This is a genomic window from Nocardia sp. NPDC059236 (assembly GCF_042754085.1).
In the GTDB taxonomy this organism is placed as follows: Bacteria; Actinomycetota; Actinomycetes; order Mycobacteriales; family Mycobacteriaceae; genus Nocardia.
In genome coordinates, this window is record NZ_JBHZAF010000022.1 from 1 (window position 1) to 18,312 (window position 18,312).

Annotated in this window: 17 protein-coding genes; 10 read left to right on the top strand and 7 right to left on the bottom strand. The window is 67.5% G+C overall.

All coding sequences use genetic code 11. From position 1 onward, the window contains the following. Nucleotides 1-94 precede the first annotated feature (94 nt). Nucleotides 95-1,498: an amino acid permease gene (locus ACFXIV_RS38700; protein ID WP_379401473.1), complete on the bottom strand. Its 1,404-nt coding sequence runs from the start codon at nucleotides 1,496-1,498 to the stop codon at nucleotides 95-97. A 164-nt stretch (nucleotides 1,499-1,662) separates the two neighbouring features. Further along, complete coding sequence (locus ACFXIV_RS38705) at nucleotides 1,663-2,076, bottom strand: pyridoxamine 5'-phosphate oxidase family protein (protein ID WP_354849802.1); 414 nt, start codon at nucleotides 2,074-2,076, stop codon at nucleotides 1,663-1,665. A gap of 398 nt (nucleotides 2,077-2,474) precedes the next feature. Between ACFXIV_RS38705 and ACFXIV_RS38710 the strand changes: the two genes are divergently transcribed. Further along, nucleotides 2,475-3,242 (top strand): hypothetical protein, encoded by a 768-nt coding sequence (locus ACFXIV_RS38710; RefSeq protein WP_379401472.1) that lies wholly within the window; start codon nucleotides 2,475-2,477, stop codon nucleotides 3,240-3,242. Between the two features lie 2 nt (nucleotides 3,243-3,244). On the opposite strand, the gene ACFXIV_RS38715 is transcribed toward ACFXIV_RS38710, so the two are convergent. Next, nucleotides 3,245-4,594, bottom strand: a complete 1,350-nt coding sequence (locus ACFXIV_RS38715; protein ID WP_379401471.1) for a hypothetical protein — start codon at nucleotides 4,592-4,594, stop codon at nucleotides 3,245-3,247. Between the two features lie 141 nt (nucleotides 4,595-4,735). Continuing rightward, nucleotides 4,736-5,320 carry a helix-turn-helix domain-containing protein gene (locus ACFXIV_RS38720; protein WP_379401470.1) on the bottom strand — a complete coding sequence of 195 codons (585 nt, stop codon included), beginning with the start codon at nucleotides 5,318-5,320 and terminating at the stop codon, nucleotides 4,736-4,738. Between the two features lie 124 nt (nucleotides 5,321-5,444). Between ACFXIV_RS38720 and ACFXIV_RS38725 the strand changes: the two genes are divergently transcribed. The 5 genes from ACFXIV_RS38725 to ACFXIV_RS38745 all read left to right on the top strand — a co-directional run bounded on the left by ACFXIV_RS38725 (nucleotide 5,445) and on the right by ACFXIV_RS38745 (nucleotide 11,170). Then, entirely contained in the window at nucleotides 5,445-6,161 is a 717-nt protein-coding gene (locus tag ACFXIV_RS38725) for a type 1 glutamine amidotransferase domain-containing protein (RefSeq protein WP_379401469.1), read from the top strand. 217 nt (nucleotides 6,162-6,378) lie between these two features. Next, nucleotides 6,379-7,296, top strand: coding sequence for an acetoacetate decarboxylase family protein (locus ACFXIV_RS38730; RefSeq protein ID WP_379401468.1), 918 nt, complete (start codon nucleotides 6,379-6,381; stop codon nucleotides 7,294-7,296). Nucleotides 7,297-7,354: 58 nt separating this feature from the next. Further along, nucleotides 7,355-8,308, top strand: coding sequence for an alpha/beta hydrolase (locus ACFXIV_RS38735; RefSeq protein ID WP_379401467.1), 954 nt, complete (start codon nucleotides 7,355-7,357; stop codon nucleotides 8,306-8,308). A gap of 13 nt (nucleotides 8,309-8,321) precedes the next feature. Next, on the top strand, nucleotides 8,322-9,920 hold the full coding sequence (locus tag ACFXIV_RS38740; protein WP_379401466.1) for a succinic semialdehyde dehydrogenase: 1,599 nt from the start codon (nucleotides 8,322-8,324) through the stop codon (nucleotides 9,918-9,920). A gap of 257 nt (nucleotides 9,921-10,177) precedes the next feature. Further along, on the top strand, nucleotides 10,178-11,170 hold the full coding sequence (locus tag ACFXIV_RS38745; protein WP_379401465.1) for an NAD(P)H-quinone oxidoreductase: 993 nt from the start codon (nucleotides 10,178-10,180) through the stop codon (nucleotides 11,168-11,170). Nucleotides 11,171-11,224: 54 nt separating this feature from the next. Here ACFXIV_RS38745 and ACFXIV_RS38750 read toward each other — a convergent pair whose 3' ends face one another. Together ACFXIV_RS38750 and ACFXIV_RS38755 are read right to left on the bottom strand one after the other, a co-directional pair. After that, nucleotides 11,225-11,818 (bottom strand): TetR/AcrR family transcriptional regulator, encoded by a 594-nt coding sequence (locus ACFXIV_RS38750; protein WP_379401464.1) that lies wholly within the window; start codon nucleotides 11,816-11,818, stop codon nucleotides 11,225-11,227. Nucleotides 11,819-12,123: 305 nt separating this feature from the next. Beyond that, entirely contained in the window at nucleotides 12,124-13,041 is a 918-nt protein-coding gene (locus ACFXIV_RS38755; RefSeq protein WP_379401463.1) for an SDR family NAD(P)-dependent oxidoreductase, read from the bottom strand. A 159-nt stretch (nucleotides 13,042-13,200) separates the two neighbouring features. Here ACFXIV_RS38755 and ACFXIV_RS38760 point away from each other — a divergent pair, with 159 nt between their 5' ends. Continuing rightward, a complete protein-coding gene (locus ACFXIV_RS38760; protein WP_379421415.1) occupies nucleotides 13,201-13,860 on the top strand; it encodes a TetR family transcriptional regulator in 660 nt (219 codons plus the stop codon). A 12-nt stretch (nucleotides 13,861-13,872) separates the two neighbouring features. Here ACFXIV_RS38760 and ACFXIV_RS38765 read toward each other — a convergent pair whose 3' ends face one another. Continuing rightward, a complete protein-coding gene (locus ACFXIV_RS38765; RefSeq protein WP_379401461.1) occupies nucleotides 13,873-15,060 on the bottom strand; it encodes a PucR family transcriptional regulator in 1,188 nt (395 codons plus the stop codon). Nucleotides 15,061-15,187: 127 nt separating this feature from the next. Between ACFXIV_RS38765 and ACFXIV_RS38770 the strand changes: the two genes are divergently transcribed. The 3 genes from ACFXIV_RS38770 to ACFXIV_RS38780 are packed head-to-tail and all read left to right on the top strand — an operon-like array spanning nucleotide 15,188 to nucleotide 18,311. Next, nucleotides 15,188-16,447, top strand: coding sequence for an acyl-CoA dehydrogenase family protein (locus ACFXIV_RS38770; protein ID WP_379401460.1), 1,260 nt, complete (start codon nucleotides 15,188-15,190; stop codon nucleotides 16,445-16,447). Nucleotides 16,448-16,476: 29 nt separating this feature from the next. After that, complete coding sequence (locus tag ACFXIV_RS38775; protein ID WP_379401459.1) at nucleotides 16,477-17,226, top strand: SDR family oxidoreductase; 750 nt, start codon at nucleotides 16,477-16,479, stop codon at nucleotides 17,224-17,226. Then, nucleotides 17,223-18,311, top strand: coding sequence for a phosphotransferase family protein (locus tag ACFXIV_RS38780; protein WP_379401457.1), 1,089 nt, complete (start codon nucleotides 17,223-17,225; stop codon nucleotides 18,309-18,311). Before ACFXIV_RS38775 ends, ACFXIV_RS38780 begins: the two co-directional genes overlap by 4 nt. Nucleotide 18,312 lies beyond the last annotated feature (1 nt).

Here is an 18,312-nt window from a genome sequence, read left to right on the forward strand (position 1 = left end):
CCCGCTCGACCGCACACGAAAGCGGTCCCGGCAACCGCCGTTACCGGGACCGCTTTCACCTGCCACTTGACAGAACCCGCCTACATATCAGCTGTTAAACAGCGCTCGCCGAGTGCTTGCGGGAAAGCAGGGGGTAGCCGGCGCAGACCAGGACGCCCCAGACCAGGCCGACCACGAGGGCGCTGCGGCCGTCCTCGGTGAAGAACAGCAGGACGACGACCAGGGCCAGGAAAGCCAGGGCGAGCACCGTGGTGACGGGTGCGCCCGGCAGGCGGTAGTCGCTGCCCGGCAGCACGCCCTGCTTGACGCGGAGGCGGTAGAGCAGGTGGCAGACCAGGATCACGCCCCACACGAAGATGATGCCCATCGTGGACACCGAGGTGATGTAGCCGAAGGCCTTGTCGGGCGAGAAGTAGTTCACCGCCACACCGATCACCATGACCGCCGCCGAGACCGCGATTCCGGCCGCGGGCACCGATCGGCCGCTCAGCGAGCCCAGGGCGGCCGGGGCCTCCGCGCGCTGTGACAGGCTGCGCAGCATGCGGCCGGTGGAGTAGATGCCGGAGTTGCAGGACGACAGCGCCGCGGTCAGCAGCACGAAATTGATGATGCCGGCCGCGCCCGGGATACCGATCTGCTCGAAGACCTCCACGAACGGGCTGCGGCCCGCGTGGAAGGTGCGCCAGCTCGACACCGACATGATGACCACGAGCGCGCCGACGTAGAACAGGCCGATGCGCAGCGGCAGGCTGTTGATCGCCTTGCGCAGCGTGCGCTTGGGGTCACGCGCCTCACCCGCGGTGACGCCCACCAGTTCCACACCGACGTAGGCGAATACCACGATCTGCAGGGCCAGCAGCGCCTGCCCGAAGCCGTTGGGGAACACGCCGCCGTCGTTCCACAGGTTGGTGACGGTCGGGTTGGTGGCGTGGCCGAAGTGGAAGATCAGCACGCCGACGCCGATCACGATCATGGCCACGATGGCGGTCACCTTGATGGCGGAGAACCAGAATTCGCCCTCGCCGAACAGCCGCACCGACACCAGGTTGGCGATGAACATGATGCCCAGCACCACCAGCGCGGTCACCCACTGCGGGATGTCGAACCAGTACTGCACGTACTTGCCGGCCACGGTGATCTCGGCCATGCAGGTGGCCACCCAGACCGCCCAGTAGGTCCAGCCGGTGGCGAAACCCGCGAAGCGGCCCAGGAACTCATTGGCGTATTCGGCGAAGCTGCCGGCGACGGGCCGGTAGGTGAGCAGTTCGCCCAGGGCCCGCATGATCACGAAGATGGCCAGGCCGGCGGCCAGATAACAGAGGATGAGCGCCGGGCCGGCCTTCTGGATCGCGCCGCCCGCGCCGTAGAACAGGCCGGTGCCGATCGCGCCGCCGATGGCGATCATCTGAATGGTGCGCGGCGACAGGCCGCGGGAATACCCCTCGTCGTCCGTGCGTGCGGTACCGATGTCCGGTAGCTGCCTTTCCGAGGCTGTCAAATGCGGTTCCTCTCGCGTGCGTGCGGCCGGAACCCGCCGTTCGTGATCGGGAGCCACCGGCCGCGCCGAGCCTGCCGGCGGTTTGCCGGGCTCGGTCCAACGGCGTGTCACGCTACCGGAGTGGTATGTGCGGGGTCACAGTCACCGTCGCACGTGGCGTGCGGTCAGCTGCCCTCGTCGATCAGCTCGAGGCCGGTGACGACCTCGGCCTCGATGCGGATGACATGGTCCATCGGCAGGTTGATCCAGGGGTCGAGCAGCGTCTCGTAGCGCTGCACCTGCTCGGGATCCATCACCACCCGCGCGACCCCGGTGACGATCACGCTCCAGCCCTGCCGGGTGTGCTCGTCGAACGAGTCGGCCTCGTACGCCACCACCTGGCCGTCACCCCGCAGCAGGCTGGCGCCCAGCTGCGCCCGCACCACCACCACATCCTCTTCGACGATGTGATTGACCGGCCGGATGATCGGAAGTCCACGGCGCGAGTACACAATTCGCCCGAATTGCGCGCCGGCCAGCCGTTTCAGTGACTCGGCAGCCGAGAGCTCGCGTAGCTTTCGTGCCCCAACGCCACCCATTCCTTCAATTGTGGTCGATCGCTTGCGATTACGCCAATTGCCTTGCCGCATCTCATAGTTCACTCCCAGCATCGCCACTGACCCGGCACCGCGCCAGCGAACCGGCGGCACCGTGCCGGCATCGCCCTCGCCGGTGCACATGTCGATGCGGACTCGCTGCTCGCAGAGCGGCAGCACGGACACCAGTTCTTGGTTTGATGGATCGGAGTCTCCGATCACCGGTCGAAAGTCGAGCTGAGGGAGGTATTCGTGACCTCGCCCGTGCGGCAGTCGCCCATCGACCCATCACGCGTTCCGTGAAATCCCGACCAGCGGCGGCTCGGCGAGCATCCGCGGCGCGCGCCCGGGCCGCTATCCGCTGGTTACGCGCCACACCTGTCGGCCGGACGGCATGGCTCGTGGCCGAAACCCTCGTCGAGATCGAGCTCGTCGATCGAGCACTGGCGTTGGCAGCGCAGATCTTCACCTCGGTGCTTCCGGTGATCATCGCCGCGTCGGCGTTCAGCGGCTGGCAACCGACCACCGACACCATTCGCGATCAGTTCGGCTTCGACCCCGCCGTCTTGCACGCCGGGGATGCGGCCACGTCATCGGATCGGTCACTGACCGCGTTCGGTGTGGTCGGGCTGCTGATGATCATCCTCAGTGGCACCTCGTTCGCTCGGGCGCTCGGCCGTGTCTACGGGGCGGTGTGGCGGGTGCCGTCGATGGGGCCGCGGGATGCCTGGCGGTGGTTGACCGCGCTGCTCGCGGTGGCGTTGTCGACCGCGCTCGTCGAGCAGACCCGTGATCTGACCCGGATTCGGGTCGCGGGGCAGCCGCTCGCGCTGCTCGGTGAGGTCGCGGTGTGGACCCTGGTGTGGGCGTTCGCGCCGTTCCTGCTCACCAAGGGCGCGCTGACCGGGCGGGTGCTCTGGACGACCGGCGTCCTGACGGCGATCGGGCTGACCGCGGTGCACGTGGTCGCTCGTATCGTGCTGCCACGGATAACGGCGCAAGCCCAGCAGCACTTCGGGCCGTGGGGGCTCGCTTTCACCTCTGTCAGTTGGCTTTTCGTGATGTCGGTGGTGATCGTGGGTGCGGCAGCGATCGTCAAGGCCGTCGCATCGGACGACACAGCTGTCGGGCATTATCTGCGGCACCGGGCCCCGGCGACCGGCGCGTGAGATCAGCGGTGAGCTCGGTCGCGTCGGACGGGCCGCGGTCCGGCCACCAGTTCCACGGCGAGCAGAGCGGCGATGGTGACGAGCACCGTCCCGATGACGACCAGCCCCGTCGGATATCGCCAGAAGACGAGGACGATCACCGCGACGGCGACGATGCCGCCCAGGAGCGGGCCGCGAAACCGGCCCACGGCGGATTCGATCGCCTGGGGATCTCGGCCGTCTCGCCGTGACCGCACCGCGGCGAGAGCCCGGTTGTAGCCTTCTCGCACCGCGACCGCGGATCTCGAGGGCCCGCTGAGGAACCCGGCGAGTGCGATCACCACGGCGGCCGTGAACACCGCGCGCACGGTGGTCCGCAATGGCACGAGAAAGGCATCGATCACCGTCGCGGCCGCTTGCGGGGTCATCACTTCGGCGGGCACGGCGTGCAGGTACGCCGATCGTGCGATGCCGATGGCTACCGCCAGTGCCGCCATGGCCAGCGCCAGCGCCACCCCCACCCAGGAAAACGCTTGCCGGCGGGCGCCTTTCGGCGCGACCCAGACGGCGCAGGCCGCCAGGAGCACGGTGAGCCACGGCGCCACCCGGTCGACCCGGTCCAGGAACGACACCCACCACTGCGCCTTGACCAGTTCCGGCGAACGGAACAGCACAAAGGACCGATCGATGCCCGGCACCTGCTCGACGAAGGTGAAACCTTCTTCGGTCAGCACGGTCCGCACCCTGTCGATGATCGGACCGAGCGACACGCTCACGGTGCCGTCCTCGCTCATCCCCACTGCCGCATGGGCGCGGCCGGTGAGAACTGCGGCAACGCCCGTGTGCGCCTGCCGGTTCGCCTGAATCCACAGGGTCTCGAACTCATCCGAGCCGAGGACGGACGTCACCGTGTCCCGCACGAAGTCTCGCGCTTGCTTGCCGACCAGCGGGGCGACCCCGACAAACGCGGCGGGCACCCGGGGGTTGCTCTCGGTGATCGCCGCCAGCGCCTGGGCTGTGATGGCCTCGACATCGACACGATCCATGATCGCGTCGGTGATCCGGTCGGCCAGCTCGCTCTGCAGTGCCGGATCGGCCCCCAGCGGCGTGACGATCCGGACGTAGCGGTCGGTGTCGAGCACTTCGCCGTGGGCGAATCGCGCGAGAACCGAGCCGATTGCCAGGACGGCGACGAGGGCCAGCAGCACGACCGTGGCCGTCCAGCGCAGTGCGCCGCGGTGTTCGCGCCCGGCCCGCGCACCGGCCGGATCGCCGGTGCCGGGCGCATCACGATGCGCCGCGAGTTCCCGCAACCGCGTGAGCTCCTCGCGCTCGCTCTCGCCCGGTGGGCGATCGGATTCAGCGGCCTCCATGAGAATTTCCGCCTCGGTCCTGCGCTGGTCGATCCCGCACTCGATGGCATCGGCGATGTCGTGCCCTCCCGCGATGGTAGCGATCGCCGCGGCATCACGTCAGCGCATACGGTCGATCAGATATCCGATCCATCTCCTGGTTCACGGAATTGATACAACTGGCATTCGCCGCATCTGCTGTGCGAATTTCCCGAGTTCGGGAAGTGACATGCGTACCCAGTCGCACGGGGCGATCACAGCGTCGATGGTTTCGTCGGAGCCGTCCCTGAGCAATGGTCCGTACAGTTTCCTGATCAACGTATGCCGACCGGATACATGGGCCACGGCCCGGAGGGAGCTTCGTACGTCCGATACCGCCCATCGCTGCCTATTCCACTCGGGCACAGAGACTTTCACGCAACCGGTCAGCCAGTTCGCTTCGGACAACCGCACTGCTTCGGGACGGCCCCGCTGCAGGATCACGAACGCCTCCGTGCCCGCGCACGCCTCTGCGAACACCTCACGCCAGGAAGCGCGGAGTATCGCGGTATACCACCGGCAGACACCGAGGGCGAACCGCAGATCGAAGGAGTCACCGGTCAGCGCTATGCCGTATCTGCCGGTGATCTGCTGCAGGCGGTACCGCACCGTGTTGCGATGGACCAGCAACCGCCGAACTGCCATGTAAGCGCTGCCAACACCATTGACGGCGCGCAACGTTGCCGCTAATGTTAGCGGTGAATACATTACGTGGCGGCACTCGTCGCCTCGGCGGTGCGTGTCGAGTTGATCGATGCTTTCCCGATCTCGTCCCAACCCGGCCGCCGGTGCCCTAATCCGTCTACAGAACAACGCATCAGGAGGAACGAGCGTGACGAAGGTTCTGTTCGTTATCACGGCCGCTGACCGGTGGACATTGAACGACGGAACGCCACATCCATCGGGGTACTGGGCGGAGGAGGTGGCAGTTCCGCACCGGACCTTCAGCGAGGCCGGATGGGACATCACCGTCGCGACGCCGGGCGGCAAGGCCCCGACGCTCGATCGGCTCAGCATCGGAATCGCCGGTGGGATGCCATGGAAGCGCCGCGAAGTGGAGCGCTACCTCGACAGCATCGCGGATGTCCTGGCCACGCCGGAACCCCTCGATGCCGTCGATGCGGACGACTTCGACCTGGTGTTCTACCCGGGCGGACACGGGCCGATGGAGGATCTCGCCTACGACAAGACCTCGGGTGCGCTGCTGAGCCATCGGCTGACATCCGGTCGCCCGCTCGCACTGCTGTGCCATGCCCCGGCGGCCATCCTGGCCGCGACCGCGCCGGACGGAACATCGCCCTTCGCCGGCCGCCGGATGACCGGGTTGTCCAACCGGGAGGAGTTGCTCAATCGGTTCGCCCGGAAGGCCCCGTGGCTGCTCGAGGACAAGCTCGAGGAGTTGGGCGTCGACTACTCCAAGGCGAGGCTGCCGCTGCGGCCGTATGTCGTGGTCGACGGGAATCTGTACACGGGCCAGAACCCGCAGTCTTCGGCCGATCTGGCACAGCGACTCGTCGCCGACATCGGTGCGACGCAGTCCTCGAGATGAGCTCATGACGGGACGATACCCGTTGCCCCCGAAGTGATTTCGGCCGTGGCATGCCGTTGAGGCGTGGCGCGTCCGAGAGTCGTCCCGTCATGGAACACGGGGCGGCGATCGGCCCCGCCGAGATCGGCCGGAATTCCCATACGCCAGTGTTGACACTGCTAACATTCGCGGTTAACGTCGGTCCGCCCACACACCAGCGAGCGAGAGAAGTACACCGATGTCACCGACTCAACTCAGCACCGTCGAGGTCGATCTGGGTGGCCACCTGGTCACCGTGCCCGGAGGCGGTCTCTACGACCGGTTCCGGATGGACACCGACCTGGACGAAGTGGCGCGCGATCCCCGGGTGAGCAGTGTGGATTTCTTCCGGCAGCTACCCAAGGTCAAGGTCGACTCGCGGATCGGTGAGACCTTCACCCCGAACTTCTACTACCGCATGTCGAGTGCGCGGTTGACCATGCTGGCCCGGTCGCGCACGATCCGTTCCCGCCTGCCGGAGGAGCTGGCGCCGCTGGAGGTCGCGCCCGGGATCGGCCTGGTCTCGGTCGTGTTCTTCCGATACGACGTGTGCGACATCGACTTCTACACCGAAGCCGCCGTCGGGGTCGCCGTCCGGCCGGCCCGGCACGGCCGGCTCGGATTCGTCGATCTGCTCGCCGGACTCGACAACGATCACCTCGATTCCTATGTGCTGTCGCTGCCGGTGAACACCGATATCGCCCAGGTCCGCGGGCACGACGGCTACGGATTTCCCAAGTGGGTCACCGACATCGACGTCGACATCGATGCCACCCGCACCACGGCACGCGTCGCCGACGACAGCGGCAACACCGACCTGTCGCTCTCGGTCGCCACGCCCGCGCAGACCGAATACCGCAGCGGAGAGCGTGTTTCGACGCTCACCTCGTACACATCGATCGCCGATGCCTGGCATTCGACGCTCAGCCAGACCAACGTGCTGTCGGCCGGCAGCGTGAGCATGCCCCGCAATGTCGACCTGACCTTGGGCCGCGGTCGGCTGTCCGAGGACCTGCGATCGCTCGCACCGATCAAGACCGTTCGACTCGATGTGATCACCGAAGGGCAACTCGCCCTGCACATGCCGGTCCCGACCTCGGTCCCGACCCGGCGCTGACTGTCCCGGAACGCGGTACATCCGGAACCCGAGAAGACCAGACCAGAAGGAGAGTGCGATGACGGAAATCAAGCCGGTGCTCGAAGCCGAGGCGGTCGAGTTCGCGAAGGCCACCGACACCCCGCCGTTTCTGTTCCAGCTGCCGCCGGCCGAAGGCCGCAAGGCGGTGGACGAGGTTCAGTCCGGGGAGATCGACATGCCTGCGATCGACGAGGAATGGATCACGGTCGAAGGCGGACCGACCGGGTCGGTGAAGGTCCGCATCGTCAAACCCGCGGGCGCGACCGGCACGCTGCCGGTCGTCTTCTACATCCACGGCGCCGGTTGGGTTTTCGGCAATGCGCACACCCACGATCGGCTGGTCCGCGAACTCGCGGTCGGCACCGGTGCCGCCGTGGTGTTTCCCGAGTACGACCTGTCGCCGGAAGCCAAGTATCCGACCGCGATCGAGCAGAACTACGCCGCCGCGCAGTGGGTGTTCGCCCATGGCGCCGAAAAGGGGCTCAACGCTTCGCGATTCGCGGCCGTCGGAGATTCGGTGGGCGGCAATATGACCGCCGTTCTCACACTGATGGCCAAGGAGCGCGGCGACGTGCGGATCCAGCAGCAGGTGCTGTTCTATCCGGTCACCGATGCGAACTTCGACACGGCGTCCTATCACCAGTTCGCCGAGCACTACTTCCTCGCCCGCGAGGGCATGAAGTGGTTCTGGGACCAGTACACCGAGAACGACGCCCAGCGTGACGAGATCCACGCGTCCCCGCTGCGCGCGTCGATCGAGCAGCTCCGCGGCCTCCCGCCCGCGTTGGTGATCACCGGCGAAGCCGATGTGCTGCGCGACGAGGGTGAGGCCTACGCGGCCAAACTCCGCGAGGCCGGGGTGCCGGTCACCCAGGTGCGGTTCGGCGGCATCATCCACGACTTCGTGATGCTGAACGCGCTGCGCTCGACCCAGGCGGCGAACGCCGCGATCAAGCTGGCGCAGGACACGCTGCGCGCGGCATTGCACTGAATCCGGAGCCGCTATGACCATCGACCACGCCACCAGATCCACCCCGGCCCGCGCCTCGGGCCTGCCCGCTGCCCTGACCCCGGCCCTGCTCGCGCGGCTCGCCGCACGCGTCGAGGCCGGACCGGACGCCGCGCACGTCACCACCACGGCCCCCTACACCGGTGACCCGCTCGCCACCCTGCCGGTCTCGACGCCCGCGGACATCGAGGCGGCGTTCGCCCGCGCTCGCGGCGTCCAGCCGGCCTGGGCCGCCACACCCGTGCACGAGCGGAAAGCGATCCTGCTGCGCTTCCACGACCTGCTGCTCGAGCGGCAGCACGAGGTCCTGGACCTGATGCAGGCCGAGAACGGCAAGACCCGCCGCGATGCCTTCCTCGAGGTCACCGATATCGCGATCGCGTCCCGCTACTACGCACGCAGCGCCGCGAAACTGCTTGCGCCCAAACGCCGCCGGGGCGCGATCCCGGTGCTGACCCACACCACGGAGCTGCGGCATCCCAAAGGTGTCGTCGCGGTCATCTCACCGTGGAACTACCCGCTGAGCATGGGCGCCGGCGACGCCATACCGGCGCTCATGGCCGGCAATGCCGTCGTGCAGAAGCCGGACACCCAGACCGCGCTGACCGCGCTGTGGGCGCTGGATCTGATGCACGAGGCCGGCCTGCCCCGTGGGGTGTGGCAGATGATGGTCGGCCGGGGCAGTTCCATCGGCACACCGCTGATGGACAACGCCGACTACATGATGTTCACCGGGTCCACCGCCAGTGGCCGGCAGATCGCCCGCGACGCCGGGGAACGGCTGATCGGCGCCTCGCTCGAACTGGGCGGTAAGAATCCGATGATCGTCCTCGACGACGCCGATATCGACCGCGCCGCCGAAGGCGCTGTCTCCGCGTGCTTTTCGTCGACGGGACAGCTGTGCGTCTCCATCGAACGCATGTATGTCGCCGAAGCCGTCCACGATGAATTCGTCGCCGCCTTCGTCGACCGGACCAAGCGGCTGAAGATCGGTGCCGCCTACGACTACAGCACCGATGTCGGGTGCCTGACCAACCGGTCCCAGCTCGACACGGTCACCGCCCATGTCGAGGACGCGGTCGCCAAGGGCGCGACCGTGCGTGCCGGCGGCCGGGCACGCCCCGATCTCGGGCCGCTCTTCTACGAACCGACCATCCTGACCGGTGTCACCCCGGACATGACGCTCTACGACCACGAGACCTTCGGCCCGGTCGTGTCGATCTACTCCTACCGGGACGTCGACGAGGCGATCGCGCTGGCCAATGCCACCGCCTACGGTCTCAATGCCAGTGTCTGGAGTGGTGACGGCGCGAAGGGCCGCGCGGTCGCGGCCCGCATCCACACCGGCACCGTCAATGTCAACGACGCCTACGCCGCCGCCTGGGGCAGTGTCGACGCGCCGATGGGCGGCATGGGCGATTCCGGACTCGGGCGCCGCCACGGCGCCGACGGCCTGCTGAAATACACGGAGCCGCAAACGGTTGCGCATCAGCGCCTCCTCGGTTTCACGGCGCCGGCCGGCGTCTCGGAGCGGGTCTGGGCAGCCACGCTGACCGTCGTGCTGAAGGTACTGAAAAGGGTTGGAGCCCACTGAATCCCCTGAAAAAGTGCTGGCCGAGGCGTCGATCGACGTCTCGGCCAGCACTTTTCGGACCTGAGGGCCGAACGTCTCGCCCGCGCGGGCAGCGGCCAGGCCCTGGAGATCGCCCACTGGCGGGGCGGGCCCGCGCAGTGAGGGACAGGCCACGGCGATGCACACAGGGATCGTGATCCACGGCTCGAATGTTGACGGCGCTAATTTCGAGAGTAATGTAAGCGGTGTACACATTACGGTGACCGAAAGGGGATGACATGTTCGCGGTGACACTCGACGGCTACGGCGGTCCGGAGGTCATGAAGTGGTCGCAGGTGGACGACCTACCGGCCCCCGGCCCGGGGGAAGTGGCGGTGGACGTGGTGGCCGCGGGAGTGAACCGCGCCGACCTCATGCAGCGCTACGGCGTCTACCCGCCGCCGCCGGGGGCCAGCGACATCCTCGGCCTGGAGGTGTCCGGCATCGTCGCCGAGGTCGGCGCCGACGTGCAGGACTGGAAGCCGGGCGACGCGGTCTGCGCGCTGCTGTCCGGCGGTGGCTATGCCGAACGGGTCAACGTCCCCGCCACGCAGTTGCTGCCCGTGCCCGACGGAGTGAGTCTCACCGCGGCCGCCGCGCTCCCCGAGGCGGCCGCCACCGTGTGGTCGAACGTGGTGATGGCCGCCGGTCTTCGCGCCGGCCAGACGCTGCTCGTCCACGGCGGCGGCAGCGGCATCGGCACGCACGCGATCCAGGTGGGCCGGGCGCTGGGCGCCCGCGTGGCGGTGACCGCCGGTTCGCGGTTCAAGCTGGATCGCTGCCGGGAACTCGGCGCGAACACCCTGATCAACTACCGCGATCAGGATTTCGTCACCGTCGTGACCGAGGAGTACGGCGGCGCCGACGTGATCCTCGACATCATGGGTGCCGGGTACCTGCAACGCAATATGGACGCCCTGGCCACCGACGGCGACCTCACGATCATCGGCCTCCAGGATGGGGCGGTCGCCGAGCTGAATCTCGGTGTGATGCTGGGCAAACGGGCCTCGGTGCACGTGACGAACCTGCGTCGCCGTCCCGAATACGGCCTCGGGTCCAAGGCCGAGATCATTTCCGACCTGCACCGGCGGCTGTGGCCGCTGATTTCCGCGGGCGCCGTCGCGCCGGTCGTGTCCGCCGTGGTGCCCATCCACGATGTCTCCGAAGCGCACCCGCTGCTGGATTCCGCCGAAACCGTGGGCAAGGTGTTGCTGCAGATTCGCAAGCCGTGAGGCGCCACTCCCCCACCCGCGAGCCCGGTCGCCTCGGCATACCGGCGGCCCGGATCAGGCGCCCGAGGGCTCGCTGGACGTGACCGTCGCGTCGAGCGCTGCGAAAACGGCACTCCGGACACGGCTTTCGACGGAATCGGCGTCGAACTTCCCGTGCAGGTACAGGAAGGCCAGGCCGTGGACCAACGCCCACAGCGCCGTCGCCAGGTCTTCCTCGCTGGCCGTGGGAAAGATCTGCCGCACAATCGATTTCACGTACTCGTGGATCGCGGTGGTCGCCGCCACCCGTTCCGGGCTGGTGGGATCGCACGGCTCGGAGAACATCACCCGGAAGAGCCCGGGCCGCGTCAGGGCGAACCGCACATAGGCGACCGCGATCTCGGCAAGGTCCGCGGCATTGGCCGGCGCGGCGGCCGCCGCGACCAGTTGCGCGGTCAGCTCGCGATAACCCACGGCGGCGACGGCGGACAACAGGGCATCGCGATCGGCGAAGTGACGGTACGGCGCGGCGGTCGACACGCCCGCCCGCCGCGCGGCGGCGCGGAGCGAAAGCTCACCCGCACCGCCTTCCTCGAGGAGTTCCACAGCCGCGCGCACCAGCGCGCTGGGCAGATCGCCGTGGTGATACGGCGCGTTCGACGTTGCCATGGAACCAATTTAACAAGTGTTGACAGCGCTTACATTTCATCCTGGCGTTAGCGTCCGCACACAAAGGTAAGCAGTGCATTCATCAGAGGCCGAAAGAGGTTTCTCGATGTCGGATGGTTCGGGATCGGGCGGGTTGTGCTCGCCCCTGCGGCTGCGGGCCGCCGGCTCGAACCCGGCGGTCCATGCCAGCCCGACGCCGGCTTTGGTCGCCGCTCAGGGTGAGCAGGCTCGTGCATTGCACCGCTACACCCGGTGGCTCGAAGCACGGCGCGAGAATCAGCCCACCGCACCCGCAACGTCGCCGGTCAGACCTCGAAGGTGACGCCGGTCAGCTGTTCGGAGACAGCCCACAGCCGCTGCTGTGCGGCCAGATCGTGAGATCGGTTGCTGGAGGCCACGACTCGCGGATATCCCCGGACCTCTGCGAAGCCATCCGGGCCGTAGTACTGACCCCCGAGCACACCCGGATCGGTCGCGGCACGCAGTGTGGGCAGCGCGCCCTTCGCCGGGCTCTGCGCGACCAGCGGGGCCACCGCCGGTGCGAGCCACCGAATGACGGCCGGGGAGTTGCGCATCAGTTCCGTGTTCGAACCGCCCGGATGTGCGGCGACCGCAATGGTGTTGGCGCCGTGCGCGGTCAGTCGGCGCTGCAGTTCGTAGGTGAACATCAGGTTCGCCAGCTTGGACTGGCCGTAGGCGGCGACCCGGTCGTAGGACCGCTCCCACTGCAGGTCGTCGAAATGGATCTTGCCGCGGAAGCGGTGCGCGAGGCTTGCCACCGTGACCACCCGGGAGTTCGGGGTGTTCAGCAACAGGTCGAGGACCAGTCCGGTCAGGGCGAAGTGCCCGAGATGGTTGGTGCCGAATTGCAGCTCGAATCCGTCCGCTGTGTTCTGCCGTGGCGGGTACATCAGGCCGGCATTGTTGATCAGGAGATCGATCCTCGGATGCGCGGCGCGCAGCTCGGCGGCGGCCGCGCGGACCGATTCGAGCGAGGCCAGGTCGAGGGCGAGCACGCTCAGGCGCGCGCCGGGCACGAGCTCGGTGATCCTGGCAACGGCCTGTTTGCCCTTCTCGACGTCACGGACCGCCAGCACCACCGACGCTCCGTGCGCCGCCAGCACGCGGGCGGTTTCGAAGCCCAGTCCGGTATTGGCTCCGGTGACGACCGCGAGCCGGTCCTGCTGTTCGGGGACATCGTTCTCGGTCCACCTGTGCGCCATGGTTCCTCCGCTGCGGGAATGAATCGAAATTAAGGACCACCGGTCTCTTAACCGGTTTGGACCCACAGTAAGAGACCGCCGGTCTCTAGTCAATGACCCGGTGGTCGGTACCATCGGTGCGTGGGATTCCAGAGAGCGCGCACCCAGGAGCAGCGGGAGGTGCGCCGCAGCACGATTCTGGAAGCCGCCGCGGCCATGCTCGATGACATGCCGGTCGCCGACCTGACCCTCAACGCGCTCAGCCGCCGGGTCGGGTTGGCGAAGTCAAATGTGTTGCGCTACTTCGAATCTCGCGAGGAGATTCTGCTCGAACTGCTCGATCGGGGATTCCGCCAGTGGCTTGCCGAGTTGGCGGATGAATTGCCGGACGCCATCGATCCTCACCTGCCGGTGGAGGAACGGATCGATCGGCTCGCGGCTGTCCTCAGTTGTTCGCTGCAGGACCACACCGCATTCTCCGATCTGGTGAGCGCGCAGGCGGGCGTGCTCGAGCACAATGTGTCGGTCGACGTGGTCGTTCGATACAAGCGCTCCACCCTCGAGAACCTCACCATCCTTGCCGACCGTGTCCGCCAGGTGGTGCCGGAACTCGGCGACAAGGCATTGACGATCTGTCTGATGGGCGTGGCCATGGTCGCAGGGCTGTACGCCCATGGCCGGCCGTCGGCGAGCACGGTGGCGGCCTACGATGCCGACCCCGGCCTGGCCGCACTTCGCATCGATGTGTGCGCCGCGCTCGAAGAATCCCTGGCGACACTGATGACCGGTGTTCTGCATCGTCCGAACGGCTCGAAATATCGTCCGCGCGAACCGAAATGAAGACTCCGGGCGTCATCCGTCGATGCCCGATTCGCTGTTCCGGCGGTACGTGAGCAGCCACCAGGCCACGATCAGATCGTCGGTGCGGTCGAGGTTCAGGCCGGTGATCTCGGCGAAGCGCAGCAACCGGTTTCGGACGGTATTGCGGTGGAGGTAGAGCTTGGCAGCGGTTTCGTCGATACGACGGTCGCAATCGAGGTACGCCTCCACCGTGGCAGCCACCTCGGCACCCGCGCTGTGACGCAACAGCGGCGCGAGGTGCTTCGCGGCGAGCACGTCGACCGCCTCGTCGGGATACGCGAGCAACGGTAGCGGGCCCAGCGTCGCCAGATCGACCAGCCCGGTCCGATCGTTGCGGGCGGCGAGGTCGAGGGCCTGGCGGGCGTGGCGATAGGACAGCGGAGCCTCGGTCAGCGGCACCGAGGGCCCCAGGGCCACGGTCCCCGCCGGGGGCGGGTCGTCCGGTGTGTGCGGGAGCATGGCGACCAGGTGGCGGTCGATGACCGTGTCGACGACCGGCAGTTTCGATGTCGATCCGCGTGCGCGCAGGTATCCGAGCAGTTCGGAGGCGGCTTTCGTCTCATCCCAGGCGACACAGGCGACGTGGTAGCGGTGATCCGGATCCACCCGGTGGTGCCCGGCCTCGGCGGCGATCGCCGCCGGGGACAGGCTGCCGTCGACCAGACGGCGCAGAAAGTCCGCGCGCCGGGTGGCGCCGTCGATGGCCCGGTCCTGCAGGACCATGTGCACCGCGGTAGCCGAGGCGGTTGCCCACTCCCACATGAGGTCCTGCATGGCGTCGATCTCGGCCGCCGGTATCTCGGCGGCGACCGCGCGCTCACGGACGATCGCGAATATCCGGCGCGCCCCGATCTGGATGCTGTGTGCGACGAGTTCGAGCGGGATCTGCTGGTCGGCCCACACGCGAGCGAGGGCGGCCAGCTCATCGAAGCTCGATTGCGCCAGGTCCGTGCGCAGGTGACGGACCGCGATCTCGAGCACGGCACGTGTGTTCTGCTCGATCGAGTCGGGGTCGACCTGGTCATAGACGGGAATGCTGTCGCGATACAGGCGGGTGAGGTCCGCCGAGATCTGGCGCAGTTCCGGGTCGGCCGCGGAGATCATCGTCGCTATCCGGGCGGCGGTTTCCCTCCGGCCCGGCCCGAGCGGAACCGCCGGCCGGTCTGTGTTCGTCACCATCGCGAGTTCCTCGTCAGCTCACCCATATGCATATGCACACCCAATGGGGTTCTCATGCCCATTCAATCGATGTTCGGACCCCACCAGAATGGCATATGCACATCTTGCCTCAGGAAATCGAGGAGTCATGGACTTTGCACCCAGCGCTCGCGCTGCCGATCTTGTCGAGCGCGTACGCCGTTTCGTGGACGACGAGATCCTGCCCGTCGAGCCCGGGTATCACCGGGAGCTTGCCGCGGTGCGCGACGCGGGAGGGGATCCGTGGCAGCCATTGCCGATGTTGGCCGAGTTGCGGGCCAAGGCCCGTTCGGAGGGCCTGTGGAATCTGTTCCTGCCGGCCGCGCACGCGGGTGGGTACGCCGCACGATTCGGCACCGACGGTGGGGCGGGCCTGACCAACACCGACTACGCGCCGATCGCCGAGGTCACCGGGCGGTCGTTCCTGGCCCCGCACGTATTCAATTGCAACGCACCCGATTCCGGAAACATGGAAGTCCTGTTGCAGTACGGGGATCAGGCTCAGCGCGATCGCTGGCTGGAGCCTCTGCTCGACGGCAGAATTCGCTCGGCGTTCGCCATGACCGAACCCGGCGTCGCGTCCTCGGACGCGACGAACATGGCGGCCACCGCGGTGCCCGACGGGGACGAGGTCGTGCTCAACGGCCGGAAGTGGTGGACCACCGGCATCGGTCATCCGGACTGCGAGGTCATTCTCTTCATGGGTTTGACCGATCCGGACGCCGGCAAGCACCGCCGGCACACCATGGTGATCGTCCCGCGCGACACCCCCGGCGTCCGCGTCGAGCGGATGCTGCCCACGATGGGCCGATACGACGAGCCCTTCGGGCACGGCGAAGTCTCGTTCACCGATGTTCGTGTGCCGTCGTCCAATATCCTGCTCGGCCCCGGCCGGGCCTTCGAGATCGCGCAGGGGCGGCTGGGTCCCGGCCGCGTGCACCACTGCATGCGCATGATCGGACTCGCCGAGTCCGCCCTCGAGGCCGCCTGCCGTCGCGCTCTGGATCGCACCGCATTCGGAAAGCCCTTGGCGAACCTCGGCGGCAACCGCGAGCGGATCGCCAAGGCACGCATCGCCATCGACTCCGCGCGGCTGCTGGTGCTCAATGCCGCATGGAAACTCGACACGGTCGGTGCGTTCGGTGCGCTCAGTGAAATCAGCCAGATCAAGGCGCATGTGCCGGCGGTGGCGCAGGAAGTCATCGACTTCGCCATGCAAATCCACGGCGGCGCAGGCATATCCGACGATTTCCCGCTCTCCGCGGCATGGACGGCCGCGCGGGCGATCCGGCTGGCCGACGGACCCGACGAGGTGCACCTGGACCTCGTCGGACGTGTCGAACTCGCCAAATATGCCGAGCGCCGGTGAGAGAACCCGAGAAAGCGAGACCGCATTCCATGAGCAAGGGCACGATCATCATCACCGGAGCCAGTTCCGGTCTGGGCGAGGAGATGGCGCGCCAGTTCGCCGCGCGCGGGTATGACCTCGGGCTGTGCGCACGGCGTGTCGATCGGCTCACCCTACTGAAGGATGAACTCGCCGAAGCCCATCCGGATGTTCGGGTCGAGATCGCGGCCCTCGATGTCACCGACGACGACGCCGTGCGCGCGACCTTCGGAGTCTTCCGCGCGGCCTTCGGGAGCATCGATCGGGTCATCGTCAATGCCGGCAGTGGTCTGGGCGCGGCGCTGGGCACCGGCGGCGCCGCAGCCAACCGCACCACGGCGATGACCAACTTCGTCGGCGCGCTGTCGCAGAGCGAACACGCGCTGGAGATCTTCCGTGCGCAGCAGCGCGGCCATCTGGTGCTGATCTCGTCGTTCTCGGCGGTGCGGGGGATGCGGCGCTCGATGACCGTCTACGCGGCCAGCAAGGCCGGGGTGGCCGCGCTGGCCGAGGGGCTGCGCTCCGAACGCATTCCCGGCGTGGACATTTCGCTGATCCTGCCGGGATACATCCGCTCCGAGATCAATGCCGCGGCCGCGGACCGCACCAAATTCATGGTCGACACGGCGCCCGGTGTCGCGTCCATGGTCGCCGCCATCGAGGCTCGCCGAGCCGTCGCGTATGTCCCGAGCTGGCCGTGGGTTCCGCTCGCGGTGGCCATGAAGGTGCTGCCCCTGTCGATCGTGAGGAAGCTGACATGACATCGACCCCCGGCCCGACGCGGACGGAGGCCCGGCAGGTGCGGTCCGAGGATGCCTTCGACGTGAACGCGCTGGCGGCCTGGCTACGTACTCAGGTCGCCGACGAAACGCTGAGCGGCATCCCCGCGGTGCGTCAGTTCTCCGGTGGCGCTTCGAATCTGACGTACCTGCTGGAGTACCCGGGCCGTGACCTCATTCTGCGGCGGCCCCCGGCCGGGCGGCACGGCGAAGGGGCGCACGATATGGCCCGGGAGTTCCGCGTGCAGACCGCGCTCGGGCCGGTGTTCGACTACGCGCCGTCGACGGTCGCGCTGTGCGAGGACCCTGAAATCCTCGGGGCCCCTTTCTATCTGATGGAACGACTCGACGGCATCATTCCGCGCAAGGAGTTCCCCCAGGACCTGGAGCTCACCACGCTGCAAGTCGGCAAGCTGTGTACGAACGTTCTCGACATACTGGTCGATCTGCACACGATCGATCCCGAGGCGGCGGGGCTGAGCTGGATGTCGAAGGGGCCCGGCTACGTCGCCCGTCAGGTGGCGGGCTGGTCGAAGCGCTACCGACGGGCCAGGACCTGGAATGTCGGCTCGTTCGAGTCGGTGATGGCGTGGCTGGCCGCCAATCAGCCGCCCGATCGCGGGGCCGTGCTCATCCACAACGACTTTCGTTTCGACAACATCGTCCTCGACCACTCCGATCCGACCCGGCCCATCGGGCTGCTCGACTGGGAGCTGGCCACCATCGGGGATCCGCTGATGGACCTCGGCAGCGCACTCGCGTACTGGGTCCAGCAGGACGACGGCCGCGCGTTCAAGTTCTTCCGCCGCCAGCCCACCCACACCCCCGGCATGCTGACGCGCCGTGAGGTCGTCGAATACTACTGCCGGCGAACAGGAATCGGTCTCACCGATCGCGAATGGGCCTTCTACGAGGTCTTCGGTCTGTTCCGGCTGGCGGTCATCTGCCAGCAGATCTATTTCCGGTACCACCACAGGCAGACGACCAATCCGGCATTCCGGTTCTTCGGGCTCGCCGTCGTCCTGCTGGAACGCCGCTGCCGCAAGATCATTCACAGGAACAGGTGAC

Coding starts and splice junctions, on each gene's coding strand:
- ACFXIV_RS38705 (WP_354849802.1), bottom strand. CDS start 2,076: ATGGGTGGCGTTGGGGCACGAAAGCTACGCGAGCTCTCGGCTGCCGAG.
- ACFXIV_RS38715 (WP_379401471.1), bottom strand. CDS start 4,594: ATGGAGGCCGCTGAATCCGATCGCCCACCGGGCGAGAGCGAGCGCGAG.
- ACFXIV_RS38720 (WP_379401470.1), bottom strand. CDS start 5,320: ATGTATTCACCGCTAACATTAGCGGCAACGTTGCGCGCCGTCAATGGT.
- ACFXIV_RS38730 (WP_379401468.1), top strand. CDS start 6,379: ATGTCACCGACTCAACTCAGCACCGTCGAGGTCGATCTGGGTGGCCAC.
- ACFXIV_RS38735 (WP_379401467.1), top strand. CDS start 7,355: ATGACGGAAATCAAGCCGGTGCTCGAAGCCGAGGCGGTCGAGTTCGCG.
- ACFXIV_RS38740 (WP_379401466.1), top strand. CDS start 8,322: ATGACCATCGACCACGCCACCAGATCCACCCCGGCCCGCGCCTCGGGC.
- ACFXIV_RS38745 (WP_379401465.1), top strand. CDS start 10,178: ATGTTCGCGGTGACACTCGACGGCTACGGCGGTCCGGAGGTCATGAAG.
- ACFXIV_RS38750 (WP_379401464.1), bottom strand. CDS start 11,818: ATGGCAACGTCGAACGCGCCGTATCACCACGGCGATCTGCCCAGCGCG.
- ACFXIV_RS38755 (WP_379401463.1), bottom strand. CDS start 13,041: ATGGCGCACAGGTGGACCGAGAACGATGTCCCCGAACAGCAGGACCGG.
- ACFXIV_RS38765 (WP_379401461.1), bottom strand. CDS start 15,060: ATGGTGACGAACACAGACCGGCCGGCGGTTCCGCTCGGGCCGGGCCGG.
- ACFXIV_RS38770 (WP_379401460.1), top strand. CDS start 15,188: ATGGACTTTGCACCCAGCGCTCGCGCTGCCGATCTTGTCGAGCGCGTA.
- ACFXIV_RS38775 (WP_379401459.1), top strand. CDS start 16,477: ATGAGCAAGGGCACGATCATCATCACCGGAGCCAGTTCCGGTCTGGGC.
- ACFXIV_RS38780 (WP_379401457.1), top strand. CDS start 17,223: ATGACATCGACCCCCGGCCCGACGCGGACGGAGGCCCGGCAGGTGCGG.